Raw genomic sequence first — 26,003 nt, forward strand, 5'->3', positions numbered from 1 at the left:
TAACAGGCTGATACCGCCCAAGAGTTCATATCGACGGCGGTGTTTGGCACCTCGATGTCGGCTCATCACATCCTGGGGCTGAAGTCGGTCCCAAGGGTATGGCTGTTCGCCATTTAAAGTGGTACGCGAGCTGGGTTCAGAACGTCGTGAGACAGTTCGGTCCCTATCTGCCGTGGGCGTTGGATGATTGAAGGGAGTTGCTCCTAGTACGAGAGGACCGGAGTGAACGAACCTCTGGTGTTCGGGTTGTCACGCCAGTGGCACTGCCCGGTAGCTAAGTTCGGAATCGATAACCGCTGAAAGCATCTAAGCGGGAAGCGAGCCCTGAGATGAGTCATCCCTGACCCCTTGAGGGTCCTAAAGGGCCGTTGGAGACCACAACGTTGATAGGCGGGGTGTGTAAGTGCAGCGATGCATTGAGCTAACCCGTACTAATTACCCGTGAGGCTTAACCATACAACACCCAAGAAGTGTTCTAAGGCTTGTAGCAAATACGAACGAATTACTTACGTCAGCTTTCTCAGATTGAAGAATTTGCCTGGCGGCAATAGCGCCGTGGAACCACCTGATCCCATGCCGAACTCAGAAGTGAAACGCGGTAGCGCCGATGGTAGTGTGGCATTCGCCATGCGAGAGTAGGACACTGCCAGGCACCCAATTTTAGATTACGCGGATAGCGTGGTCTTTACCGGTTAGTGTGCTGATATGGCTCAGTCGGTAGAGCGCATCCTTGGTAAGGATGAGGTCCCCAGTTCGATTCTGGGTATCAGCACCATTAAAGAGAAAGCCTCCCTGAAAAGGGAGGCTTTTTTGCATCTGTTGCTTTCCAAAAAATCCCCTCATATTCCTTATCTTCAATGTTTTCCTCTGTTTGTGGCCTGCCCTGTTTTTATGCTGATCTGAGTCCCAAGGTGTTACTCATTTGACTGCTATTGATGGTTTTATCCAGATATTTAACCATGATTGATTGACGTAAAACGTTTTACATGTAAAATCCGGCGCGTTTTGCCTATTACGTGGAGAAAGAGCATGGCGCAGGATAACGAATACTGTTTGGGGGCGGTTCCCGCCAAAGGGCGCAAAGGTGTGCTGTCGCTGATGCTGGTGATGCTCGGCCTGACCTTCTTCTCTGCCAGCATGTGGACCGGCGGTGCGCTGGGCACCGGCTTGGTGTTCGATGATTTCATCAAGGCGGTACTGCTCGGCAACTTGCTGCTGGGTATCTACACCGCCTGTCTCGGCTATATCGGTGCCTCAACCGGTCTCTCTACCCATCTGCTGGCGCGTTACTCGTTTGGGGTGAAAGGTTCCTGGCTGCCATCCCTGCTGCTGGGTGGTACTCAGGTCGGCTGGTTTGGCGTTGGCGTGGCGATGTTTGCCCTGCCGGTGCAGAAGGCGACCGGCATCGATGTGAGCTGGCTCATCGCCATTTCGGGCATTTTGATGACGGTGACCGTCTACTTCGGTATTTCAGCTCTGATGGTGCTGAGCTTTGTGGCAGTACCGGCCATTGCACTGCTTGGCGGCTACTCGGTCTGGCTGGCGGTGACCTCGACCGGTGGCATGGCTGCGTTGCAGCAGGTGCAACCAAGCAATCCCATCGAGTTCACCACGGCGCTGACCATGGTGGTCGGTTCCTTCATTAGTGCAGGAACCCTGACTGCCGACTTTGTTCGCTTTGGTCGCAAACCCTGGGGCGCCGTCATGATTACCATGGTGGCGTTTTTTTTGGGCAACACTCTGATGTTCGTCTTCGGTGCAGCCGGCGCGGCCGTGACAGGGCAGGCCGATATCTCGGAAGTGATGCTGATGCAGGGGCTGTTGATCCCCGCCATTCTCGTGCTGGGCCTCAATATCTGGACCACCAACGACAACGCCCTCTACGCCTCTGGCCTCGGTTTTGCCAACATTACCGGTCTCAAGAGCAAGCCGCTCAGCGTGATCAACGGCCTCGTCGGTACCGCCTGTGCCCTCTGGCTCTACAACAACTTTGTCGGCTGGCTGGCCTTTTTGAGTACGGCAATCCCGCCGATTGGTGGCATTATCATCATGGATTTCCTGCTCAATCGTGAGCGTTACCGTCAGTTTGCCGAGCAGCAGTTCGAGACGGTGCGCTGGCAGGCGCTGGTCGCCACGGCAGTCGGGGTGGCTGTCGGCAAGTGGCTGCCGGGCATAGTGCCACTCAACGCGGTATTGGGCGCCGCCTTCACCTATTTCATTCTGGTTCGCCTCACCCAGCGGCCGGTTCTGGTACAGGAAGCTAGCAAATGCTGATTCAACATATTCGTTTGGCCGATCGGGAAGGATTGTGGCAGATCCGCTGTCAGGATGGGGTCATCACCGCCATTGAGCCCCATGACGAGCATGCCGTCGCCTGTCGGGTGCTGGACGGGGAGGGCGGTCTGGCCATCGCCCCCTTTATCGAGCCCCACATTCACCTCGATACCACCCAGACGGCGGGCGAGCCGAGCTGGAACCTCTCCGGCACCCTGTTCGAGGGGATCGAGCGCTGGGCCGAGCGCAAGGCGCTGCTGACCCATGAGGATGTGAAACAGCGTGCCATCCAGACGCTGAAGTGGCAGATCGCCAACGGCATCCAGTTTGTCCGTACTCACGTCGATGTCTCCGATCCCAATCTGGTTGCGCTCAAGGCGATGCTGGAAGTGCGGGAGGAGATGAAGGAGTGGGTGGAGCTGCAGATCGTCGCCTTCCCGCAGGAGGGGATCCTCTCCTACCCCAATGGCAAGGCATTGCTGGAGGAGGCGCTCAAGCTGGGGGCCGATGTGATCGGTGCTATTCCCCATTTCGAGTTTACCCGGGAATATGGGGTCGAAAGTCTGCACTACATCTTCGATCTTGCCGAGAAGTATCAGGTTCTGGTCGATGTGCACTGTGACGAAATCGATGACGAGCAATCCCGTTTCATCGAGACGCTGGCAACTCTGGCCTACGAGCGGGGTATCGGACATAGAGTCACCGCCAGCCACACTACCGCCATGCACTCCTACAACGGCGCTTATGCGTCCCGCCTGTTCCGGCTGCTCAAGATGGCGGATATCAACTTCGTGGCGAATCCGCTGGTGAACATTCACCTGCAGGGACGGTTCGATACCTATCCCAAACGCCGCGGCATTACCCGGGTGAAGGAGATGCTGGAGGCGAACATCAACGTCTGCTTCGGTCACGACGACGTGTTCGATCCCTGGTATCCCATGGGCACCGCCAACATGTTGCAGGTGCTGCACATGGGGCTGCATGTCTGCCAAATCATGGGTTACGAGCAGATCAACGACGGGTTGAAGTTGATCAGCAGTCACAGCGCCCGCACCCTGAATGTGCAGGATCGCTATGGTATCGAGGTGGGCAAACCGGCCAACCTGTTGATCCTGCCCGCCGAGAACGGCTTCGATGCGGTGCGCCGTCAGGTGTCCGTACGTTACTCGATCCGCCACGGCAAGGTGATTGCCCAGACCCGGCCAGCCCAGACTGAGATCGTTTTGGGTCAGCCTGAGCCCATCGATTTTCGCCGCTGAGTTTTCAATCAGGCCGGATGGCGATTAGTTCCCTCGCTGGGCACAAGGGCCGCCATTGCGACATAATGGCGGCCTTAGCCTGAGGGAGTGATGCCATGCAAGCCTGGTTCTATGTTGCGATTGGGGGCGCTTCGGCGTCTTGACCAGCTTCTCCTCCTTTTCCCTCGATACCAGTGGTGCTGGCCCGACACGGTGCCGATCTGAAGGCGCAGCTCAATATCGGTCTCAATCTGTGCCTTTGTCTGGCCATGGTCATGCTCGGCATGCAGATGGTTGCGAGCCGGGTTTAAGGTGTCCGCACGCCATTGGCTCTGGTAAACTGGCGGCCATTCTTTGTTCTATGGGTGTTTAAGGGATGTCAGAACAAGCTACGACAACGCATTTCGGCTTTAAAACCGTGGCCGCGACCGAGAAAGAGACTCTGGTGGCAGGCGTCTTCCATTCGGTGGCAGCCAAGTATGATCTGATGAACGATCTGATGTCGTTCGGCATCCACCGCCTGTGGAAGCGCTTCACCATCGACTGCTCCGGCGTGCGCAAGGGACAGAAGGTGCTGGATCTGGCCGGTGGTACCGGCGATCTGACCGCCAAGTTCTCCCGCATCGTTGGCGACACCGGTCAGGTGGTGCTGGCGGATATCAACGATTCCATGCTCAAGGTTGGCCGCGACAAGCTGCGTAATCTGGGGGTCGCCAACAACGTCTCCTACGTCCAGGCCAACGCCGAGGCGCTCCCGTTCCCGGATAACCACTTCGACATCATCACCATCGGCTTTGGCCTGCGCAACGTCACCGACAAGGACAAGGCACTCGCCTCCATGTTCCGGGTGCTCAAGCCGGGCGGTCGTCTGCTGGTGCTGGAGTTCTCCAAGCCGGTCAGCGAAGTGATCGCCAAGCTGTACGATCTCTACTCCTTCAAACTGCTGCCGAAAATGGGCGAAATCGTCGCGAATGACGGCGAAAGCTACCAGTATCTGGCTGAATCTATTCGCATGCACCCGGATCAGCAGACCCTGGCCGGCATGATGGAGAATGTCGGTTTCGAACAGGTTGAGTACTTCAACCTGACCCAGGGCGTGGTTGCCCTGCACCGCGGTTACAAGTTTTAAGGTTGCCTATGCCGATGGATGCCATGGTCACCGCCGTGATCGAAACCAGCCTCAACCAGTTGCTGGGGCTGGACAAAGAGAGCCCGGAGCGGCTGCGCAAGCTGGCAGGTAAGGTACTCAAGCTGGAGCTGCGCGAACTCAAGCCACTCTGGTTTGTCTTCTCCGAGCGCCGGCTGGATGTGCTGGCCAGCTATGAAGGTGAGGCGGATGCAGTGCTGAGCCTCTCCCTGACCGCGCTCGGTCTGCTCAAGGAACCCTCCGCCCTGACCCGCTATATCCGCGAGGAGAAGCTGGATCTGAGCGGTGACCCCCAGCTGGTGCAGGCGTTCAGCGTGCTGCTGGGCGAGCTGGATATCGACTGGGAAGAGGAGCTCTCCCGCTATACCGGCGATGTCGTGGCGCACACCCTGTTCAGTGGTGCCCGTCAGGCGCGTCGTCTGGTCGGCCGCGAACTGTGCCGCAGCCAGCGTCAGCTGGCGGAATATCTGACCGAAGAGATCCGCCTCGCCCCCGGCCCGCTGGAAGTGGCGAGCTTCAACGATGATGTCGAGGTGCTGGCCCAGCAGCTCAAGGCCGTTGAACTGCGGCTGGCTCGACTCGAACAGCAGGTGGCCTGATGACCCCGAAAGAGTTCAAACGCCTCTATCGCATCATCACCATCCTGCTGGAGCGGGGCATCGACGAGTTGGTGCCCGCTCGCTATCAACCCTGGCCGGGTCGTCTGGCTCGTCGCTCCCTGTTCTGGCTCAAGAACAGGCAACCCGATCTCAGCCGCGGTGCCCGTATCCGCCTCGCCTTTGAGGCGCTCGGCCCCATCTTCATCAAGTTTGGTCAGATGCTCTCGACCCGGCGTGACTTGCTGCCGCCGGACATCGCCGAGGAGCTGGCCCTGCTGCAGGACAGGGTGCCCCCCTTCTGCGGTCAGGCGGCGCGTCAGCAGATTGAGCGCAGCCTGGGTTGCCCTATCGAGACCCTGTTCGACGACTTCGACGAGACGCCGCTGGCCTCTGCCTCCATCGCCCAGGTGCATACCGCCCGGCTGAAGGAGAGTGGCCGCGAGATCGTCATCAAGGTGATCCGCCCCGACATCGAGCCGGTCATCGACGCCGATCTGCGCCTGATGCGGGCGCTGGCCCGTATGGTGGCGCGCTTTGTGCCCCAGAGCGCGCGACTGCGCCCTATCGAGGTAGTGGAGGAGTATCGCAAGACCATCCTCGACGAGCTTAACCTGATGCGGGAGGCGGCCAACGCCATCCAGCTGCGGCGCAACTTCACCGGCTCAGAGGCGCTCTATGTGCCTGAAATCATCACCGATCTCTGCCGCGAGCAGGTGCTGGTGATGGAGCGCATCTACGGCATTCCGGTCTCCGACATTGCGGCGCTGGAAGCCAACGGCACCAACATGAAGCTGCTGGCCGAGCGCGGGGTGGAGGTATTCTTCACCCAGGTGTTCCGCGACAGCTTCTTCCACGCCGATATGCATCCGGGCAACATCTTCGTCTCCTATGAACACCCGGAGAACCCGCTCTGGATCGGTATCGACTGCGGCATCGTCGGTACCCTCAACCGGGAGGACAAGCGCTATCTGGCGGAGAACTTCCTCGCCTTCTTCAACCGCGACTATCGCCGGGTGGCGGAGCTGCACGTGGAGTCGGGCTGGGTGCCGGCAGATACCAAGGTGGACGAGTTCGAGTTCGCCATCCGCACCGTGCTGGAACCCATTTTCGAGAAGCCACTCTCCGAGATCTCGTTCGGTCACGTGCTGCTCAACCTGTTCAACACTGCGCGCCGCTTCCATATGGCGGTGCAGCCGCAGCTGGTGCTGCTGCAGAAGACCCTGCTCTATGTTGAGGGACTGGGCCGTCAGCTCTATCCCCAGCTGGACTTGTGGCAGACCGCCAAGCCGTTCCTCGAAAACTGGATGCACGAGCAGGTGGGGCCCAAGTCGGTATTGAATGCCATCAAGGAGAAGGCGCCATTCTGGGCGGAGAAGCTGCCGGAACTGCCCGAGCTGGTCTACGAGACCCTGCGCCAGACCCGCCATCAGCAGCATCACTTCGACCAGATGTTTGCCGAGTTTCGGCGCCACAGCCGTCGCCAGGGGCAGGCACGCTACCTCTTAGGGGTGGGAGCCAGCCTGCTATTGGCGGGTGTATTCTTGCTGAACCAAAAACAACACATCGAGTGGGGACAAATCAGCCTCACCGGTGCCGGGATCTGCTGGCTGCTTGGCTGGCTGCGAACCCGTTCCCATTAAACAAAAACCGCGCCATCAGGCGCCTGCTCTGGAGAGAAAGTCATGGGTGGTATCAGTATTTGGCAATTGTTGATCATCGCAGTCATCGTCGTGCTGCTGTTCGGTACCAAGAAACTGCGCGGGATCGGCGGCGATCTGGGTGCGGCGGTCAAGGGGTTCAAAAAGGCGCTGGCCGATGAACCAAACGATACCAAGCAGCAGAACGATGCCGAGTTTCCGCCGAAGCAGCTGAACGAAACGGCTAACCAGAACGCCGAAACCGCCAAGCAGAAAGACAAAGATCAGGCCTAAGCCATGTTCGATATCGGTTTTTGGGAGCTGGTGGTTATCGCCGTTGTAGCGTTGGTGGTGCTGGGGCCGGAACGGCTGCCCAGCGCTATCCGCACGACGACGCACTGGATCCGCCTCATTCGCTCCACCGCCAACTCGGTCAAGGCCGAGCTGGAGCAGGAGCTTAAGCTGCAAGAGCTGCACAACGACCTGAAGAAGGCTGAACAGCTGCAGATGAACAACCTGAGCCCCGAGCTGCAGGAGTCCATCGAACAGCTCAAGGCGGCGGCCCAGTCGGTCAACCGCCCCTATCAGGTCGAGAACGAGATCCGTCCCCCCGTCGCAGAGCCTGTGGCCCCCGTCGAGCCAGTGGCTCAGGTTGCCCAGGTGAATGACGAGGTGCCGCCGGTCAACAGCCAGCAGGAGCATGAAGTCGTGAACGAGCCGCTCAGCAAAGGGGAGGTCAAGCCATGAGTCAGGCAGAACAACCCCTGATCAGCCATCTGGTGGAGCTGAGAACCCGCCTGTTGCGGTCGGTGACGGCCATCCTGCTGGTCTTTCTGGCACTGATCTACTTCTCCAACAACATCTACGACTTCGTGGCGCAGCCGCTGCTGAGCCAGCTGCCGGCTGGCACCAGCATGATAGCGACGGATGTGGCGACACCCTTCCTGACGCCGATCAAGCTGACGCTGGTGGTCTCCTTCTTCGTGGCGATCCCCTATCTGCTCTATCAGGCCTGGGCCTTTATCGCCCCCGGTCTGTACCAGCATGAGCGGCGCCTGATCATGCCGCTGGTGGTCTCCAGTGCCCTGCTGTTCTACGCGGGGATGGCGTTTGCCTACTACGTGGTGTTCCCGCTGGTATTCGGCTTCTTCACCAGTACCGCCCCCGCCGGGGTGACGGTGGCGACCGACATCGCCAGCTATCTGGACTTTGTACTGACCCTGTTCTTCGCGTTCGGGGTGGCGTTCGAAATTCCGGTGGCCACCATCCTGCTCTGCTGGACCGGGGTAACCAGTCCCAAGAGCCTGCGGGAGAAGCGTCCCTACGTTATCGTCGGGGTGTTTGTGGTCGGCATGTTGCTGACGCCGCCCGATGTCTTCTCCCAGACGCTGCTCGCGATCCCCATGTGGGGCTTGTGGGAGCTGGGTCTCTTCTTCGCCCGTTTCTACGTGAAAGAAGAGAGCGAAGAGAAGCAGGAACAGACTGAAGAGGGGAGCTAAGGCTCCCTTCCTCTTTTCATGCTCCCGTTCGAGGCGTATGGTAAGGCCCCATTCGGTAGATGGTTTTCAAATACCTGATATGTATTCCTTTTGTCTGGAACTCCTCATCCCATGATCGATATCGGTTTAAACCTGACCAGCAGCCAGTTTGCCGGCGAGCAGGCAGAGCTGGTGGCCCGTGCCCGTGCCGCCGGAGTGGAAGCGCTGATCCTGACCGGTACCGATCTGGCTGGCAGCCGCGAGAGCGCCGGGTTGGCCGCCTGTTGGCCGGGCTACTGCTTCTCCACCGCCGGGGTCCATCCCCACGACGCCAAGAGTGTTGATGAGGCGACCCTGTCCGCCCTGCGCGAGCTGGCAGCCTTGCCGCAGGTGGTGGCCATCGGCGAGTGCGGTCTCGACTACAACCGCGATTTCTCCCCCCGTCCGGTGCAGGATGCGGTATTCGACGCCCAGCTGGCGCTGGCCGCCGAGCTCGGGATGCCGGTGTTTCTCCACTGCCGCGATGCCCACGCCCGTTTCATCGAGATCCTCCGTCCCTGGTTGCCCAGACTACCGGGAGCCGTGCTGCACTGCTTCACAGGTTCCGACGAGGAGCTGGACGAGTGTCTGGCGCTGGGACTGCATATCGGGGTGACCGGCTGGCTCTGCGACGAGCGCCGCGGCCAGCTGCTGCGCGAGCAGGTGGCCCGCATTCCGGCTGGCCGCCTGATGATCGAGACCGATGCCCCCTATCTGGTGCCGCGGGATCTGAAACCGCGCCCGAAACGCAACGAACCCGCTTTTTTGCCGCACATCGCCCAGGTGGTGGCGGCCTGTCGTGGTGAAGCGCCCGAGGCCTTGCTGGCCCACACCCGGGCCACCTCCGCCGCGTTCTTCCAACTTCCTCTCCAGGAGTGATTCATGGCTACAACTCTTCCGGGCGCCTTTCCGGGCCGCCGCCTGCGCCGTCTGCGCAAACATGATTTCAGCCGTCGTCTGGTGCGCGAGAACGTACTGACCGTCAACGATCTCATCTATCCGGTGTTCGTGCTGGAGGGGGAGAACCGCCGGGAAGCCGTTCCCTCCATGCCGGGGGTGGAGCGTCTCTCCATCGATCTGCTGCTGGAGGAAGCTGCCGAGCTGGTTGCGCTGGGCGTGCCTGCCATTGCCCTGTTCCCGGTGACCCCGCTGGAGAGCAAGAGCCTGATGGCGGAAGAGGCCTACAACCCGAACGGGCTGGCCCAGCGCACCGTGCGTGCCCTCAAGGCCCGCTTCCCGGAGCTGGGGGTGATCACCGACGTAGCGCTCGATCCGTTCACCACCCACGGTCAGGATGGCATCATCGATGACGAAGGCTATGTGCTGAACGACATCACCACCGAGATCCTGATCAAGCAGGCGCTCTCCCACGCCGAGGCCGGGGTCGATATAGTCGCGCCGTCCGACATGATGGATGGCCGCATCGGTGCCATCCGCGCCGCGCTGGAAGAGAACGGCTTCATCAACACCCAGATCATGGCCTACTCCGCCAAGTACGCCTCCTGCTACTACGGCCCGTTCCGCGATGCGGTCGGTTCTGCCGGCAACCTCGGCAAGAGCAACAAGGCCACTTATCAGATGGATCCGGCCAACAGCAACGAAGCCCTGCACGAAGTGGCGCTGGATATTCAGGAAGGGGCCGACAGCGTGATGGTCAAGCCGGGCATGCCTTATCTGGACGTGATCCGTCAGGTGAAGGATCAGTTCGGCGTGCCGACCTTTGCCTATCAGGTGAGTGGTGAGTACGCCATGCACATGGCGGCGATCCAGAACGGCTGGCTGAAAGAGAAGGAGTGCATCATGGAGTCCCTGCTCTGCTTCAAGCGGGCCGGGGCCGACGGCATCCTCACCTACTTCGCCAAGCGCGTGGCGCAGTGGCTGAAGGAAGATGCCAGATAATCGCAAGAAGCGGTTTTGCCGTGACCAACAAAAAGCCCTTTGCTGTCGCAAAGGGCTTTTTTCTTAACGAGAATATGGCCGGTTGTTAGTCAGCCTGTCGCCATTGCTGGTTAATCCAGTTGGGATCTACGGCTACGCCGGGAGCATATGCCTGATTGTTGCAGTGAGCGGCCCAGGGGCCAAAGCACTGGTAGACCCCCAAGCCGTCAAACAGCACTCTGGTGCCGTCCCGGTATTGGCCAAGGCCGTCCGGGAAGATGAAGTCATGCTCCGGCAGGCTGGTATCGACGATCTCGGTGACGACACCCAACTCATTCACCACAAACTTGTAGTAGTTGCCGCTCTTGGTCATCCGCACGCTGTCGATATAGCCCTGCTCGTTGCGCGTCAGCAGCGCGTATTCAACACCAAAATCGACCTTGTCGTTCTCCTTGTTGTAGGAGGTGTGGAACATGGGGATCTTGTTTTTGCCGACCGACAGAAAATCGAGGAAGGTCAGCACCTCGGTGATGTTGGCAGTCATATTGAAGACGCCCGTTTCACCATTGCGATGCCAACGGTCGATAGCACCCACTATGCGGGCTTCGGAATTAGCCCAATGTTGATTAGCTTGGGTCGCGAGGGTTTCTTGGCGGGCTCCCATAAACGCTTCGATTCCGCCGCGCATAAAGGAGAGGTTATTGCAGTCCTTGATATCCGGTGAGCAGTCAGCGGCCAGCTTCAGCATCTGATCCCAGCGGCGGACGTAATCATATCTGCCCTGGTTGTACTCTGGTCTGCTGATGTACTGGTTCAGCGAGTGGGTGACCTCATGAGCCAGCACGAAGGTAAAGTAGTTGCCGTAGTCCGCTCCTGTGCCCAGCTGCGCCACGATCGGCTTTTGCAGGTCGGCACGCCATTCTCGCAGGTGGCGAGTAATACTCATACCAAAAGTATTCTTGCTTGAGGTGTAGCGATGCACGAAGGCATCATTGCCACTATTGAAAAAACGATCCAGCGATACCAGCGTATCGGGGAACATCAGCCCCATCGGGTGATTGTCAAAAAACTCCAGCATCGCCACTAACTGGCCCTGACTGGCTTTTTGGTTATCACCGACCAGCAGCCCGTATTTGACGAAAATATCCTTTTTCACTCCGCCGATCTTAAACAATCCGGTAATGCTTGCCCGGCTCGCTCTGGTCTTCGGTTTTAAGTGATCCAGAATAATCGCCAGTTGTGTTGAGTAGCTGGCAAAGTTGTATCGCTGCGGTTTGTCCATCGCCAGATCGGGCGTGCTGGCAACCAGCTCCGTGATAGCCTGATAGAGCCGATCGCGCTCATGCTGGCTGCTGATCTTGCCATGTAGGGCAAATTGGTTGGAGAGCGGGTTGATGACGTTGACGAAGTCCGGCTCGGCATTGGCAAGCTCGTTGCGGATGGTGGTGATCGCCGCATCGATATCCAGCGCTTTGCCATAAGAGATCAGCAGTTCAGTATTGCTTGCACCGCCCAGTACCAGGTCATAAATACCATCACCGTTGATATCCAGACTTTCAAATACCGGACCATTGGTCATTTTGTGCAGGTCCAGATTCTGACCATTCTCATCAATTAATGGAATCGCGGATTTATAACCATCCTTGCTGTAATCGATCTTGCACCAGTTGCAGCCTGTAATTCTGCCTGTTGCAATATCCTGACTGTCAAAATAATAGGTGGATGAGTGATAGCCACTACTATTGTATAGGACTGCCTTGTTTTCCCCGGAGAGGATCGGGAGCTGCCCACGTGCCGCCGAGTTCAAATAAACAAGCTGATCTGTATAGACCTGATTGTTGTTGATAATGAAGTCGATGCTGCCATTCTGGTCATAATCGACCAGAGAAAAATTGGGGTGGCCAGCGCTTATATTTTCAGGGATGAAAGGATTGCCGGATAAATCAACGACTCTGATCGGCTTTTCCAGATATTCCAGATGGTTGGTACCTGAGTTGCGAGCACCATAATAGACATGTACGCCCTGCTTGTTATTGTCAAAATTGAGGGTCAGCAGATCGTCAATACCATCCTGGTTGATGTCATGGAAACGCACGGCAGTATGGTTGATGTTGCCGGTATTGAGCAGCAAGCCGGCTTCTTGCCAGGTCTGTTCATTGTTGTCAAAGCGGTACCACTTGAGCTCGCCAGTGCGATCGGCTCTGCTGACCACCAGATCCTTTATGCCATCGCCATCAACATCGGTACTGGCAACGGCAGTACGCATGGCTTTGCCGAGAGGTAGCCGGTCGACCAGATTGAACTGGGTTGGTACTGTCATGCTATTGCCGGATACCACATCCAGCGTCACCGTGCTGGTGACGCTGTTGATACCATCCGAAATTTCTACGGTGAAACTGTCGCTGCCAACATAACCGCTGCTGTCAGGGGTATATAAAAAAATACCATCTCCACGATGTTCAATTTGGCCGTGACCAGTGCGAGTTTGCGGCGAATAGCTTTTAATGAAGACCGGATCTTTTTCAACGTCGTAGACGTTTAAAAGAATGTCACCAGTGGAGGAGGGTTGGTTATTGGCAACAGTGTATTGGTTTTCTTTATCCCAGATATGTGGTGCTTCATTTGGTATGGGGGCCAGAAGTGGCTGTGCAATACCAATATGAGGCAAACAGGTTAACAAACCCAATAATTTTATTTTATTCATCCGATATATCCTTGGCGTAATATGTCCTGATGGGGTTAACAACGCTAAGCCATCTGATATAAATCAGTAGCTTTTATTTTTATAAGTATCATCTGCGTATGATGAACAGATTATCTTGTTATTTTATGCAGGGGAGAGGCACGCCTCCCCCCGCTTATATCATCTGTAAAATCAGATTTTAATCCAGGCATCGCTCCAGGCACTGCCGGTACCCGGCGCATAGTGGCTGGTCGAGCCGCCACACCAGCCGCTGTAGGGCCAGGGTTTGCACTCGTAGTTGCCACCGGCATTGCTGACCCGATCACCGGCCTGATAGCTGGTGTTGGGGGCGTAGGCCGGGTAGTCACCCTCGCCACCGCCGCTGCTCTGCTCGGTCAGCGCAACCGGGAAGCGCTGTACCACCGGTTGCTGGCTATCTGCCAGACCGTTGATCACCACTTCGTAGCTGCCATCGGTCACATTGCTGCCCTGCAAAACCAGTGCGCTGGTGCCGTTCACCAGGCTGGTGGTGTTGCCATAGCTGCGACCGTTCTGCTCCAGCGTGGCAGAGATCTGTACCGGGTTGGCGGTGGTGACATTGAAGCGGATGGAGACCTGACCGTTGACTATGGTGTAGTCGGAACCCATGGCGCTGACAGTGAAGTCGCTGCTGCCGATCACCGGCGGCTTCTCGCCACCATCGCAGTCGCTGTCTCCCTGCAGACGCCAGACGCCCCACTCACCGGTCGTACCCGGCTCGTCGTTCTGGGTGCACCACTCGGCGCGCCAGCTCTTGCCGTTATGGCTGACGATGTCGCCGCCGACGTAGGTCTTTTTGGCATCCCAGCTGTTCTGACAGATGGCGCCCTGCTCCCTGACGGTCACGTTGCGCTGCTGGGTGACACGCTGGCCTGCGCTATCGCTCACCAGATAGGTGAGGGTGTAGCGGCCGACCTTGCTGCTGTCGACGTTGCCGCTGACCTGAATGTTGGCGGTCAGATCGCCATCTTCCTCATCGTGGGCGCTGACGCCGGTCATGACGTTGAACGGCGTGCCGAGCTCGATAGTGGTGTCCGCAATACCGGTAAAGACCGGCTTCATGCTGTAGACCTCGACGGTGCGAACCTGCTCGGTAGTCTGGTTGTCGCTGTCGCTCACCTTGTAGGTGAGGGGATAGAGACCGATGCGCTGGGTATCGACGCTCCCTTCTACCTGGATCTGGCCGGTCAGATCGCCATCTTCCTTGTCATTGGCGCTGACGCCGGCCAGCGGGTCAAAGCGGGTGCCGTGCTTGACGCGGGCATCGCTCAGGCCGCTGAACACCGGCTTGCCGTTCTCGTCCGGCGGGGTGATGTTCTGATCGTGGATGAAGGGGCCGTAGCTCTTGATGAAGGCTTCGTTGTAGGCCTGACCGGCCGCGTTACGACCCATGTCCCAGTTGATGGACCAGGTCATCACGCCGCGCAGGGGCTGACCCTGGCTCTTCAGCTTGTTGAAAGCATCGAACAGATCCTGCGGATTCTTGACGTAACCGGTGGCGGCCGCATCGATATTGGTCGGAATGCCGAATACCAGCTTGTCGTGGGGGATCTTGTAGTAGCCGCGGCTGCCGTTGATCAGCGAGTCCGCCATGTAGTAGATGAACTCTTCTTTCAGGGCATCGTTGTTCTGGGCGATCCAGCCTACCCCGTCGATCCAGATGCCGTCGCCACCCTGGTTGTAGAACTGGGGATTGATCCAGTCGTAGTAGCCTTCCAGCGCCCGCAGATAGGGGGTATAGAGACCGCTGGCGGTCAGGTAGGGGAACTCGGGCGCCATGGTGATGAGGAAGTTTTTCCCCTGTGCGCGGTAGTGATCCTTGACCAGCCGCAGGGCTGCCGGGATCACGGTCTGGTTGTTGGCGGCAGTGATGGCGGACTGCTCCAGATCGATGTCCAGACCGTCGAAGCCATAGGTCTCCACCAGACGGATGATCTCGTCGGCGAAGGCCTGCTCCTGACCGGTACGCAGCTCGATATGGGCATCGGCACCGCCCAGCGCCAGCAGCACGGAGCGGCCCTGGCTGTTCAGCAGGGCAATCTGCTCGATAAACTGGCTCTCGCTCATGCCGGTGGCCGGGTCGAGCTTGAAGGTGGGGATGGGATCGCTGCCGTACACCTTCATGAAGGAGACATCGACCACGTTGTATTGCGGATTGACCTGGTCGAGCTTGACGCAGGGGGCGGTACCGCCCTGATAGCCAGAGCCACCGCACCAGTTGTGCCAGTAACCCACCACGACACCGGACTGGGGATTGACCATGGCCTGGCCGGCCGAGGCGGCCTGCGCCATGGGGGCGCCCATGCCGAGCAGACAGCCCAGCAGGGATAACTTCAATTTGTTCATCTTGATATCTCCATACAGTACAAACGGAGCGTCCAGCTATGGCCGAACGCTCCCGGGGGCAGCCCCGCTGTCATAGGAAATCTCCCTTAGACCGGTGGCTTTGCGTCGTGCCCTTTCGGGTCACTTTGCCTTTTTCACCCGTTCTCCGTGCGGCACAGAGAATCAAGTGACCTGAGTAACAGGCTGCTTATGATATGCACTTAAAAACAAATTAATCAATGTATGTGTATGATTTGTTTTGGTTATTAACTTGTTGGTTAGTTATTTTCCAAGCATGGAAAGAGCCGGTGATAGGCCGCTGTGACCTACTCATTTGTCGATTGGATTTGGTCTGCCGCCTTGCGCTTCGAGAGTTGAAAAAGCCGCAAAAAGAGCAAAAAAGTACCGATTATTCATGCTGTTGCCATCCAGTATCTGGCAGAGAGGTGTTTGAGCTCACAAAGAGGGGAAAACAGTGCTGACAGGCGGATTGAAGCTTGATTATTGCGTGACTTGGCCACATGTTAGAGAACCATGAAGAGCTGCTAAAGCGGTCTGTTCAAGACCAAACAAGAGGTAACCGGGATGAATAACCCTTTGCTGTCAATGGATTCGCTGCCACCTTTCAGCCAGATCCAGCCTGATCATGTACAGCCCGCCGTGACGCAGGCCATCGCCGATTGCAAACAGAAGATCAAGGATGTGCTGGCGCACACCGAGCCCCACACCTGGGACAGCCTGATCGCCCCGCTGGAAGAGGTCAACGACCGTCTGGCGCGGATCTGGTCACCGGTCAGCCACCTCAACTCCGTGCTCAACAGCGAACCACTGCGCGCGGCCCACGATGCCTGTCTGCCGCTGCTCTCCGAATTCCAGACCTATGTCGGTCAACATGAAGGGCTCTATCAAGCCTATCTGGCGCTCTCCGAGAGCGATGATTTCCCGCGGCTTGGCGGCGCCCAGCGCAAGGAGATCCAGAACACCCTGCGCGATTTCCGTCTCTCCGGTATCGGTCTGCCCGCCGAGGCGCAGCAGCGCTACGGCGAAATTCAGGCCCGCCTCTCCGAGCTGGCTTCCCGCTTCAGCAACAACGTGCTGGATGCGACCCAAGGCTGGCACAAGCTGGTGGCCGATGAAGCCGAGCTGGCCGGTCTGCCGGAGAGCGTGCTGGCGGCGGCTCGTCAGATGGCCGAGTTCAAGGGTAAAGAGGGCTGGCTGTTCACGCTGGATATTCCCTCCTACCTGCCGGTGATGATGTATGCCGACAACCGCGAACTGCGCGCCGAGATGTATGAGGCCTTCACCACGCGCGCCTCCGATCAGGGGCCCAATGCTGGCAAGTGGGACAACTCCGCCATCATGACCGAGCTGCTCACCCTGCGCAGCGAGCTCGCCAGGTTGCTGGGCTTTGCCAACTATGCCGAGCTGTCGCTGGCGACCAAGATGGCCGACAAGACCAGTCAGGTGGTGGATTTCCTCACCGATCTGGCGGCCAAATCCCTGCCGCAAGGCAAAGCCGAGCTGGAAGAGATCCGCGCCTTCGCCGCCGAACAACATGGCCAGAGCGAGCTGGCGGCTTGGGATATTGCCTACTACGCCGAGAAGCTCAAGCAGCACAAATTCTCCATCTCCGACGAGCAACTGCGCCCCTACTTCCCCGCCAACAAGGTGGTGAAAGGGTTGTTCGAAGTGGTCAAGCGGGTGTTCGGCATGAAGGTGCGCGAGCGCCTCGGCATCGACACCTGGCATCCGGATGTGCGCTTCTACGACATCTTCGATAGCGAGGATGAGCTGCGCGGCAGCTTCTATCTCGACCTCTATGCTCGCGAGCACAAGCGGGGCGGTGCCTGGATGGATGTCTGCCTGGGTCGTCGCTACCGTCAGGATGGGTCGCTGCAAAAGCCGGTCGCCTACCTGACCTGCAACTTCAACGGCCCGGTGGATGGCAAGCCTGCGCTCTTTACCCATGACGAAGTGGTCACTCTGTTCCACGAATTCGGTCACGGCATTCACCATATGCTGACCCGGATCGACGTGGCTGGCGTGGCCGGTATCAACGGCGTGGCCTGGGATGCGGTGGAGCTGCCTAGCCAGTTCCTCGAGAACTGGTGCTGGGAGTCGGAGGCGCTGGCCTTTATCTCCGGCCATTACGAGACCGGCGAGCCGCTGCCTGCCGATCTGCTGGAGAAGATGCTGACTGCCCGCAACTTCCAGGCCGCCATGCAGATGCTGCGTCAGCTGGAGTTCGCTCTGTTCGACTTCCGCCTCCATCAGGAGTTTGACCCGGCCAAACCGGATCAGATCCCGGCGCTGCTGGGAGAGGTGCGCAGCCAGGTGGCGGTGATGACGCCGCCTGCGTTCAATCGCTTCCAACACAGCTTCTCCCACATCTTTGCCGGCGGTTATGCGGCGGGCTACTACAGCTACAAGTGGGCGGAAGTGCTCTCTGCCGATGCCTTCTCCCGTTTCGAGGAGGAGGGGATCTTCAACCCGGCGACCGGCCAATCCTTCCTGCAGAACATTCTGGAGAAAGGGGGCTCGAAGGAGCCGATGGAGCTGTTCCGTGCTTTCCGTGGCCGGGAGCCAAAGGTCGATGCGCTGCTGCGCCATAGCGGGATTGCGGCATAACCTTTATCCCCGCCGTAGCGGTGAGCTTCAAGCAGATACGCTTTTGCGGCATAGTGGGATCAAGGCGTGATTTTTGCCATAAAAAGGGACCTTTTGGTCCTTTTTTCATGCCTTTTTAATATCTTGCTGAATGCATGTTTGCACTGCCCGCGCCTCTTAAGTAGAGTCGTGTTCTACATCTTCAAGGAGAGAAAGCCCCTTGCCATGAGGCGAGCACTCGATTCCGTCTATCAAATCATCTCCAGTCTGGCTCATTCGAGTGGTCAGGGATATTTCGATACCTTTGTGAGTGAAATCGCCGCGGTTGTGATGGCTGATGTCGTCCTGATCGCAACATGGGAACCAAACGCTGCCCAGTTCAGGGCGCAGGCCGCTTATCCCTCCTGTCTTGAACCCGAATCCCTGCAACTGCCGCTAACCGGCTCGCCCGATGCCATCACCTGGCATGAGGGAGAAGCCTGGTTCAGCGACCGTCTGCTCCAGCTCTTCCCCTATGTGCCCCTTGCGCAGGAGTGGCAGCCACAGGCCTATGCCGGCATTGTGCTCAAGAATGCCGATGGCGAGCCCATCGGTATCTGCAGCCTGCTCTATCGCCAGCCGCAGGCCAACATGGGCAAGGTGATGGGGTTGCTCAAGCTGCTGGGGCCGCTGGCTGGCCGCGAGCTGGCCCTCCTGCTGCAGCGCGCGCAGCAGCCGCTGCCCGATTCGCCCCATATGCTGCAGAGCATGCTCTCCCATGCGCCGGTCGGGATCGGCAAGCTGGATCTTGCCGGGCGAATCCTGTGGGCCAACCCGGCCATCGAAAAGATGCTGGGATACCCGCTCGACGAGCTGCTCCATCGCACCATCTCCGACATCAACCATCCCGAAGACTGGATGCGCAGCGCCGAATACTACGAGCAGCTCTATCGTGGCGAGCGCAGCAGCTTCACTCAGGAGAAGCGCTACTTCTGTAAGGGCGGGGAAGTGCTGTGGGGGCGGGTGACGGTAACCCTTATTCGCGATGCGCTACAGCAGCCGGATTATCTGATGGTGCTGCTGGAGAATATCGATCCCCTCAAGCGCCACGCCGAGCAGCTCAAGCTCTCCCACCGGGTCTATGACAACCTCTCCGAGGCGATCCTGGTGTGTGATGACGACAGCCGCATCATCTCGGTCAACCCGGCGTTCGAGCAGATCACCGGCTACAGCAGCGAGGAGGTGTGTGGCCAGCGCCCCAGCATCCTCAAGTCCGGCCTGCACGATCAGACCTTCTATGCCGACATGTACCACGCGCTGGAGCGGGTGGGGGTATGGCGCGGCGAGGTGTGGAACAAGCGCAAGAACGGCAAGCTCTACCCGCAGCAGCTGATGATCAGCACCCTGCGCGAAGGGGGCAAGATTCAGCAATATATCGCCATTTTCAGCGATCTTTCCCAGACCAAGCTCGCCGAACAGAAGATCGCGGCACAGGCCAACTATGACAACCTGACCAGCCTGCCCAACCGCTGGCTGTTTGGCCGCTGTCTCGGTCGTTTCTGCGAGCGGGGCGAACGCTTCGCCCTGATGGTGCTCGACCTCAACAACTTCAAGGCGGTCAACAACAGCATGGATCACCATGCCGGTGACGCCCTGCTGCGGGAGGTGTCGGATCGGCTGGTGAGCCGGGTGCGCACCGAGGATCTGGTGGCCCGCATCGGTGGTGACGAGTTTGCCTTTCTGGTGCCGGGCATAGTGACCCGCCGTCAGGCAGAGGTGTTTGCCAAGCAGGTGATCGGCAGCTTTGCCCGCCCCTTCATGCTGGCCAACCAGCACCTCTACGTGACGGCGACGGTGGGGATGACCCTCTGCCCCATCGATGGCAGCGAGAGCGACGAGCTGCTGCGCAACGCCGAGCAGGCGCTGTTTGCTGCCAAACGGCAGGGACGGCTGATCGGCACCTACTGCTCCTCCATGCGCGAAGAGGTGCGCCAGCGTCACCAGATGCAGCAGGATCTGGCGGAGGCGATCAAGCAGGAGCAGCTGACCATGGCCTACCAGCCCATCTGGGACAACCGCAGCGGGAGGGTGGCCAAGCTGGAGGCGCTGGTTCGCTGGTATCATCCCCAGTGGGGACAGGTTTCACCGGCCGAGTTCATTCCACTGGCGGAGGAGGCGGGGCTGATCCAGGGGCTGGGGTCATTGGTGCTGTGGCAGTCGTGTCGGGATCTGGCGCGTTTGCAGCGCTCCGGTTTTCCGGAGCTGCAGATGTCGATCAACCGCTCCACCATGGAGTTCCAGACCATAGATCCGGAAGCGAGCGAGTGGCTCAAGGTGATCCACCATTTTGAGCTCGATCCTGCCGACATCGTCATCGAAATTACCGAATCTCTGCTGATGGAGAGCAGCGATCAGCACAGGGTGCGGATCGATGCCCTGCGCGAGGCGGGCTGCAAGCTGGCCATCGATGACTTTGGCACCGGCTACTCGGCGCTCAACTATCTGCGCACATTCCCGGTCGATCTGGTCAAAATCGACCGATCTTTCGTGCGCCATATTCCCTTCAACGAGCAGGATCGGATGCTGCTGGACGGCATCATCAACATAGTGCACAACCTCGGGATGCAGGTGGTGATCGAAGGGGTGGAGACTCGCGAGCAGCTCAACTTCCTCTGCCAGAAGGGGTGTGCCTTTACCCAGGGTTATCTGCTCAGTCGTCCGCTCGCCTACGACGATCTCACCGAATATCTGCAGCTCAACGACAAGAACATGTTTTTGCAGGCTCGTTCCAGCTGACCGTCACTGCGCCGGTTTCAATTTCTCCTGCTTGCCCCGCAGCGTCCGGTAATCCTCCCCGAGATAGCGCATATAGATGCGATCCAGCACGCCCTCGTCCAGCATCTGCTGCAGCGCCTTGTTGTAGGCGGGCAGCAGCTCTGCTCTCTGTTTGCCAAAGCAGAGATAGAGCGGGGTTGAATCGATAAAGGGGGTGAGGGCGCGGATCTTGACGTCCTGCTCCTTGGAGAGGATGGGGGCCGAGAAGTAATCCAGCACTATCATGTCGACCCGGCTCTTCTCCAGCATCAGCAGCAACTGTTTGTCGGAGTGGGCCTTGATGGGTTCCCAGCCGGTGAAGTTCTTGATCTTGTCCGTGTAGTCATAGCCCCTGACCATCCCCACTTTCAATCCCTTGGCCATCTCCCATGAGAAAGTCTGCAGCGGGCTGTCGGTGCGTACATAGGCAGCCAGCGGGTAGAAAGCAGTAGCAAGGTCAGAGTGGTAGCAGCCGGGCAGGGGGGCATTGTCGAGAATACCGTCCGCCAGCTCGGTGTTGACGTACTGTTCGCAGCGTCCCCATGGCAGTTCGAGCAGGGTGAGGCTCATGCCGAGGCGATGTGCCACCTCCTGATGGATCTCGACCGATATCCCCTCTTTCAGGTTGCCCTGTTCGGCATAGGAGAAGGGGGGCCAGTCCACGCCACAGACCTTGAGATGGGGGCTGCTCTGGGCGGCGAGCAGCAAGGCGATGAGCAGGTTCATGGGGTTTCCTCCCTACAGCGACGCGAAGGGGCTGTGGTACACTCGGTTCACTGAACTTAGAACGCATCCAGAGACCATGCAAATCCTCCTCGAAGACCCCGCCAAGGCCGCGCTGGCAGACGCGCTGGCCAGCCAGCTTGCCCAGATAGACCTTCCCCAGTTTGCTCTGGTATTTACCCCGGAGCGGCTGGAGCTGCGCAAGCTGGATGAGCCCAAGCTGGGGGCCGTCTACGTGGATTTCGTCGAAGGGGCAGTCGCCCATCGCCGCAAGTTTGGCGGCGGTCGCGGTCAGTCCATTGCCAAGGCGGTGGGGCTCAAGTCGGGGGCGACTCCGACCGTGGTCGATGCCACGGCCGGGCTGGGGCGCGATGCCTTTGTGCTGGCCTCTCTCGGTTGCCGGGTGACCATGATTGAGCGCAGCCCCGTGGTAGCAGCCCTGCTGCAGGATGGTCTGGCACGCGCCGCAGAAGACTCCGAGATCGGCCCATGGGTACGCGAGCGGATGCAGCTGCTGCACGGCCCTGCGGTGGATACCCTGCTGGGGCTGACCGAACGGCCCGAGGTGATCTACCTCGACCCCATGTTCCCGCACAAGCAGAAGTCGGCGCTGGTGAAAAAAGAGATGCGGGTATTCCAGTCTCTGGTGGGGCCGGATCTCGATGCGGATGCCCTGCTGCCAGCAGCGCTCCAGATGGCAGAGAAGCGGGTGGTGGTGAAGCGCCCCGACTACGCTGGCTGGCTCAACGAACAGAAGCCGAGCATGGCCATCGAAACCAAGAGCAACCGCTTCGATGTCTACGTAATGGCGGCACTGGCGAGTTAAGCGGCGACTGGCATATCGTCCGGGCGACCAAACAAAAAAGAGGGCCAACCCGATCGGGTTGGCCCTCTTGCTATTTATTGGCTGTCTGACTGGGCTGGTGGGGCGTAGCGGATCAGCTTCTCCTCTCCCTGCCAGCTGAATCTCATGGTCGCCAGATCTGCCAGACTGAGCTGCTTGCCGCTGTGCAGCTGGAGATACTCCACCCCATCGCGGGCCTCTATGGTGCGGATCCGATCCGCCCACTCACGTCTATCCCGACTGGTCAGCGCGACCGGCAACTGCCAGCTGGCAGCAATCTCCAGCCAGTCGTAGAGGTCACAGCTGATAGGTTGGTAATCCGGCATGGTCTGCTCCTTGAGAAGGCAGAGGGATCAGGCTTCCTGCAAACGGGTCGGCCAGCCCATCTTCTGCTGGCGATCCACTTCAAAGCGCAATTCGCTGGCGCGCAGGTAGTGCTCTTCTAGCCACCCTTTGGGCAGGGTCAGGGTGAGCGCATCCTCGTCCGCTTCCAGCGTGAAGCCGGGCACGGTTCCCTGGGTGCGGCGCATGCAGAGGATCAGGGCGATGCGCAGGATGCGGGCCAGCCGGATCGCCTGACGAGCGGTTACCGCCCCCTGCTTCTCCAGCGGCTCCAGCTTGAATTCATCCCGCTGGTTGAACAGCAGGGCTGACAACAGCTTCTTCTGCGCAGGGGTAAAGCCCGGCATATCGATGTTGTCGATGATGTAGGCGGCGTGTTGCGGCGCCTTCTTGTACTCGATACAGAGACCGATTTCGTGCAGCAGTGCTGCGTAGCGCAGGATCGGGCGACCATAGCGCTTGGAGAGGCGCCAGGCCGGCTGCAACTGGGTGAACGCCTCGATGGCGGTGTCACGCACCCGTTCGGCGTGCTCCTTGTCCAGCTGGTAGCGGTTGATCAGGCTGTCGGCAGTGCGGTCACGGGCATCGCAGTCGTGATTGTTGCCGAGCAGGCCGTAGATCAATCCCTCGCGCAGGGCACCACCCGCCAGCGTCATGCTCTCGATGTTCAGGGTTTCAAAGATGGCGATCAGGATGGCGAGGCCGGAGGGGAACACGGTCAGCCGTTCGGCTGCCAGCCCTTCCAGTTGCAGCTGGTCGAGCTTGCCGCAGGCGATGGCCTGACCCATCAGCTCCTGCAGTTTCGGCAGGGTGACCCGCTCGCTCTTCCCCTGCGCCAGCATGATCTCCTGCAGCGCCTGTACCGTACCGGAAGCACCGACGCAGGTGCGCCAGCCAAGGGCACGGTAATCATCCGCCACCTTCTCCAGCACCGCTTTGGCGGCGGCAATCGCCTGCTCGAAACGGGCTTCGGAGAGCTCGCCATCACCGAAGTGATTGTTGAGCCAGGTGACGCAGCCCATGTGCAGGCTATTGAGCAGTTTCGCTTCGCTATGCTCGCCGATCACCAGTTCGGTACTGGCACCGCCGATGTCGATAACCAGTCGGTTGCCTTCACCGGCAGAGGTCCAGGAGACCCCTTCATAGATGGTCTTGGCCTCTTCCTCGCCCGAGATGATCTCGATGCTGTGGTTGAGCACCCGCTCCGCTTCGCTGATGAACTCGTCGACGTTGGTGGCAAGCCGCAGGGTGGCGGTACCCACTACCCGGATGTTGTCGGCCGGAATGTCCTGCAGCTGTTCGGCGAACAGGCGCAGACAGTCCCAGCCCCGCTCCATGGCGGTACGGCTGAGACGGAAGTCGGCATCAAGCCCGGCGGCGAGGCGAACCTTGCGTTTGACCTTGGCAACGGTGCGCAGGGCACCGGCGACCTCGCGCACCACCAGCATGTGAAAGCTGTTGGAGCCGAGGTCGATGGCGGCATAGAGAGGCGAGTTGTGCAACGGGCCTATCCTTTAGCTTTTGCGCGGCGGACGACGGCGGTTGTTGCTGTTGCCACCCTGGCGATCCCGCATGTTGCGGTTCACCGGCTGGCGGTTGCGGAACACCCGTTTCGGCGCGGTGACATCATCCAGCAGTGCTTCGCGATCATATTTGCTGACCGGGATCGGGTGGTGGATGTACTCCTCGATGGCCGGCAGGTTGAAGGCATAGTCTTCACAGGCCAAGCTGATGGAGTGACCGCTCTTGCCGGCACGGCCGGTACGACCGATACGGTGTACATAGTCTTCGGCGTCGTCGGGCAGGTCATAGTTGAAGACGTGAGTCACGTCGGGGATGTGCAGACCACGGGCAGCGACGTCGGTGGCGACCAGGATGTCCAGCGAACCCTTGGTGAACTCTTCCAGGATCTTCATCCGCTTCTTCTGCGGCACGTCGCCGGTCAGCAGACCAACGCGGTGGCCGTCGTTCTCCAGCCAGGCATGAACGTCTTCACAGACATGCTTGGTGTTGGCGAAGACGATGGCTTTCTCCGGCCACTCCTCTTCCATCAGGGAGAGCAGCAGCAACATCTTGTCTTCGTTGGAGGGGTAGAACAGCTCCTCCTTGATCCGCACGCCGGTCATCTGCTCCGGCTCTACCTGCACATGTTCCGGGTGGTTCATATGTTCGTAGGCCAGCTCCTGCACGCGCAGGGAGAGGGTGGCGGAGAACAGCATACTCAGTCGCTCGGTGGCGGGCGGCATGCGGCGGAACAGGAAGCGGATGTCCTTGATGAAGCCCAGATCGAACATGCGATCCGCTTCGTCCAGTACCACGACCTGAATGTTGCTCAGATCGATCACCTTGGACTTGAAGTAGTCGATGATGCGGCCAGTGGTGCCGATCAGGATGTCGACGCCCTGCTCCAGTACGGCCAGCTGCTTGTCGTAACCTTCGCCACCGTAGGCGAGGCCGAGTTTCAGGCCGGTAGATGCGGCGATGCTGTCGGCATCGTTGTAGATCTGTACTGCCAGCTCCCGGGTGGGTGCCATGATGATGGCTCTGGGTTGATTTACCAGACGGGGTTTGGTCAGCGGGTGGGTAAGAAGATAGTTGAAGGTGGCGGCCAGAAAGGCGATGGTTTTGCCGGTGCCTGTCTGTGCTTGCCCGGCGAGGTCATGGCCCTCTACCAGCAGTGGCAGGGACAGTGCCTGGATGGGCGTACAATAGTGAAATCCCTTTGCTTCCAGACCAGCCAGAACTTCGGGTTCGAGGCCCATTTGGGCGAATTTTTCGGTCGTTAAGTGTGTTTTGCTCATGGCGGTAGGTTATCAGGTTAGGCTTGCAATAATAAACAGGATCATTTCAAATAGGGCAACTATTGCCTTTATTGACGTGTCAATAAAGCCTTATTTACTGACTGGAGTTGGAGATGAGTGACAAGATTGTTCAGCTGAGCGATGCCAGCTTCGAGGCAGATGTAATCAAAGCCGATGGCGCCGTTCTGGTCGACTTCTGGGCCGAGTGGTGTGGTCCGTGCAAGATGATTGCCCCGATCCTGGAAGAAGTTGCCCAAGAGTACGAAGGTCGCGTGACCGTAGCCAAACTGAACATCGACCATAACTCTGATACTCCGCCCAAGTACGGCATTCGTGGTATCCCGACCCTCTTGCTGTTCAAGAATGGCGAAGTGGCAGCGACCAAGGTCGGTGCACTGTCCAAGACTCAGCTGAAAGAGTTCCTGGACGGCAACCTGTAATAATCGAAGAGGAGCGCATTGCAATAATGCGCTCCTTCTGTTTTATCACCTAGACGCTCATCCCGATTGGTGCTAGTTTATCGCTCGTTTGCTAACCTTTTTGCCTGACTCCATTG

At 58.9% G+C, this 26,003-nt stretch carries 20 protein-coding genes, 1 tRNA gene, 2 rRNA genes and 1 riboswitch (1 of these 24 only partly in view); of the genes, 17 read left to right on the forward strand and 6 right to left on the reverse strand.

The window, feature by feature from the left end; all coding sequences use genetic code 11:
* The 13 genes from WE862_RS04285 to hemB form a co-directional block, all read left to right on the forward strand.
* Window positions 1-456: ribosomal RNA gene (locus WE862_RS04285) — 23S ribosomal RNA — on the forward strand; it begins 2,433 nt to the left of the window's first position.
* A gap of 81 nt (window positions 457-537) precedes the next feature.
* Window positions 538-652 (forward strand): 5S ribosomal RNA (rrf, locus tag WE862_RS04290).
* Window positions 653-699: 47 nt separating this feature from the next.
* Window positions 700-775: transfer RNA gene (locus tag WE862_RS04295), tRNA-Thr, on the forward strand.
* 254 nt (window positions 776-1,029) lie between these two features.
* Window positions 1,030-2,274 (forward strand): cytosine permease, encoded by a 1,245-nt coding sequence (codB, locus tag WE862_RS04300; protein ID WP_042032725.1) that lies wholly within the window; start codon window positions 1,030-1,032, stop codon window positions 2,272-2,274.
* Window positions 2,268-3,533, forward strand: coding sequence for a cytosine deaminase (locus WE862_RS04305; protein WP_042032726.1), 1,266 nt, complete (start codon window positions 2,268-2,270; stop codon window positions 3,531-3,533). The genes codB and WE862_RS04305 overlap by 7 nt, the downstream gene beginning before the upstream one ends.
* Before the next feature lie 355 nt (window positions 3,534-3,888).
* A complete protein-coding gene (gene ubiE / locus WE862_RS04310) occupies window positions 3,889-4,641 on the forward strand; it encodes a bifunctional demethylmenaquinone methyltransferase/2-methoxy-6-polyprenyl-1,4-benzoquinol methylase UbiE (RefSeq protein WP_042032728.1) in 753 nt (250 codons plus the stop codon).
* An 8-nt stretch (window positions 4,642-4,649) separates the two neighbouring features.
* Window positions 4,650-5,258, forward strand: a complete 609-nt coding sequence (locus tag WE862_RS04315) for a ubiquinone biosynthesis accessory factor UbiJ (protein WP_042032730.1) — start codon at window positions 4,650-4,652, stop codon at window positions 5,256-5,258.
* Window positions 5,258-6,898, forward strand: coding sequence for a ubiquinone biosynthesis regulatory protein kinase UbiB (gene ubiB / locus WE862_RS04320; protein ID WP_042032731.1), 1,641 nt, complete (start codon window positions 5,258-5,260; stop codon window positions 6,896-6,898). Before WE862_RS04315 ends, ubiB begins: the two co-directional genes overlap by 1 nt.
* Window positions 6,899-6,940: 42 nt before the next feature.
* Window positions 6,941-7,189: a Sec-independent protein translocase subunit TatA gene (gene tatA / locus WE862_RS04325; protein ID WP_041210572.1), complete on the forward strand. Its 249-nt coding sequence runs from the start codon at window positions 6,941-6,943 to the stop codon at window positions 7,187-7,189.
* A gap of 3 nt (window positions 7,190-7,192) precedes the next feature.
* Window positions 7,193-7,642, forward strand: a complete 450-nt coding sequence (gene tatB, locus WE862_RS04330) for a Sec-independent protein translocase protein TatB (protein WP_042032732.1) — start codon at window positions 7,193-7,195, stop codon at window positions 7,640-7,642.
* A complete protein-coding gene (gene tatC / locus WE862_RS04335) occupies window positions 7,639-8,394 on the forward strand; it encodes a twin-arginine translocase subunit TatC (protein WP_033112884.1) in 756 nt (251 codons plus the stop codon). The genes tatB and tatC overlap by 4 nt, the downstream gene beginning before the upstream one ends.
* A 111-nt stretch (window positions 8,395-8,505) precedes the next feature.
* Window positions 8,506-9,291 carry a TatD family hydrolase gene (locus WE862_RS04340; protein WP_042032734.1) on the forward strand — a complete coding sequence of 262 codons (786 nt, stop codon included), beginning with the start codon at window positions 8,506-8,508 and terminating at the stop codon, window positions 9,289-9,291.
* 3 nt (window positions 9,292-9,294) lie between these two features.
* Window positions 9,295-10,311, forward strand: coding sequence for a porphobilinogen synthase (gene hemB, locus WE862_RS04345; RefSeq protein ID WP_005342403.1), 1,017 nt, complete (start codon window positions 9,295-9,297; stop codon window positions 10,309-10,311).
* An 85-nt stretch (window positions 10,312-10,396) separates the two neighbouring features.
* Here hemB and WE862_RS04350 read toward each other — a convergent pair whose 3' ends face one another.
* Both WE862_RS04350 and WE862_RS04355 read right to left on the reverse strand, forming a co-directional pair.
* Window positions 10,397-12,994: an FG-GAP-like repeat-containing protein gene (locus WE862_RS04350; RefSeq protein WP_082035511.1), complete on the reverse strand. Its 2,598-nt coding sequence runs from the start codon at window positions 12,992-12,994 to the stop codon at window positions 10,397-10,399.
* 171 nt (window positions 12,995-13,165) lie between these two features.
* Window positions 13,166-15,358 carry an immunoglobulin-like domain-containing protein gene (locus WE862_RS04355; RefSeq protein ID WP_339058704.1) on the reverse strand — a complete coding sequence of 731 codons (2,193 nt, stop codon included), beginning with the start codon at window positions 15,356-15,358 and terminating at the stop codon, window positions 13,166-13,168.
* A gap of 54 nt (window positions 15,359-15,412) precedes the next feature.
* Window positions 15,413-15,498: riboswitch (cyclic di-GMP riboswitch) on the reverse strand.
* 424 nt (window positions 15,499-15,922) lie between these two features.
* Between WE862_RS04355 and prlC the strand changes: the two genes are divergently transcribed.
* Window positions 15,923-17,965: an oligopeptidase A gene (gene prlC / locus WE862_RS04360; RefSeq protein WP_042032737.1), complete on the forward strand. Its 2,043-nt coding sequence runs from the start codon at window positions 15,923-15,925 to the stop codon at window positions 17,963-17,965.
* 204 nt (window positions 17,966-18,169) lie between these two features.
* Window positions 18,170-20,719 (forward strand): putative bifunctional diguanylate cyclase/phosphodiesterase, encoded by a 2,550-nt coding sequence (locus tag WE862_RS04365; protein WP_042032739.1) that lies wholly within the window; start codon window positions 18,170-18,172, stop codon window positions 20,717-20,719.
* A 3-nt stretch (window positions 20,720-20,722) separates the two neighbouring features.
* Here WE862_RS04365 and WE862_RS04370 read toward each other — a convergent pair whose 3' ends face one another.
* On the reverse strand, window positions 20,723-21,463 hold the full coding sequence (locus WE862_RS04370) for a substrate-binding periplasmic protein (protein ID WP_042032740.1): 741 nt from the start codon (window positions 21,461-21,463) through the stop codon (window positions 20,723-20,725).
* A 76-nt stretch (window positions 21,464-21,539) separates the two neighbouring features.
* On the opposite strand from WE862_RS04370, the gene WE862_RS04375 reads away from it, so the two are divergent.
* Entirely contained in the window at window positions 21,540-22,286 is a 747-nt protein-coding gene (locus WE862_RS04375) for a class I SAM-dependent methyltransferase (RefSeq protein ID WP_042032741.1), read from the forward strand.
* Window positions 22,287-22,360: 74 nt separating this feature from the next.
* Here WE862_RS04375 and WE862_RS04380 read toward each other — a convergent pair whose 3' ends face one another.
* Genes WE862_RS04380 through rhlB form a run of 3 tightly spaced genes read right to left on the reverse strand, consistent with a single transcriptional unit; the run spans window position 22,361 to window position 25,447 of the window.
* Window positions 22,361-22,630, reverse strand: a complete 270-nt coding sequence (locus WE862_RS04380) for a Rho-binding antiterminator (RefSeq protein ID WP_042032742.1) — start codon at window positions 22,628-22,630, stop codon at window positions 22,361-22,363.
* A 27-nt stretch (window positions 22,631-22,657) separates the two neighbouring features.
* Window positions 22,658-24,148: a guanosine-5'-triphosphate,3'-diphosphate diphosphatase gene (gppA, locus tag WE862_RS04385; RefSeq protein ID WP_042032744.1), complete on the reverse strand. Its 1,491-nt coding sequence runs from the start codon at window positions 24,146-24,148 to the stop codon at window positions 22,658-22,660.
* 12 nt (window positions 24,149-24,160) lie between these two features.
* Window positions 24,161-25,447, reverse strand: a complete 1,287-nt coding sequence (rhlB, locus tag WE862_RS04390) for an ATP-dependent RNA helicase RhlB (RefSeq protein WP_042032746.1) — start codon at window positions 25,445-25,447, stop codon at window positions 24,161-24,163.
* A gap of 113 nt (window positions 25,448-25,560) precedes the next feature.
* Between rhlB and trxA the strand changes: the two genes are divergently transcribed.
* A complete protein-coding gene (gene trxA / locus WE862_RS04395; RefSeq protein WP_005339416.1) occupies window positions 25,561-25,887 on the forward strand; it encodes a thioredoxin TrxA in 327 nt (108 codons plus the stop codon).
* The last annotated feature ends 116 nt before the right edge of the window (window positions 25,888-26,003 follow it).

The organism is Aeromonas jandaei (genome assembly GCF_037890695.1).
In the GTDB taxonomy this organism is placed as follows: domain Bacteria; phylum Pseudomonadota; class Gammaproteobacteria; order Enterobacterales; family Aeromonadaceae; genus Aeromonas; species Aeromonas jandaei.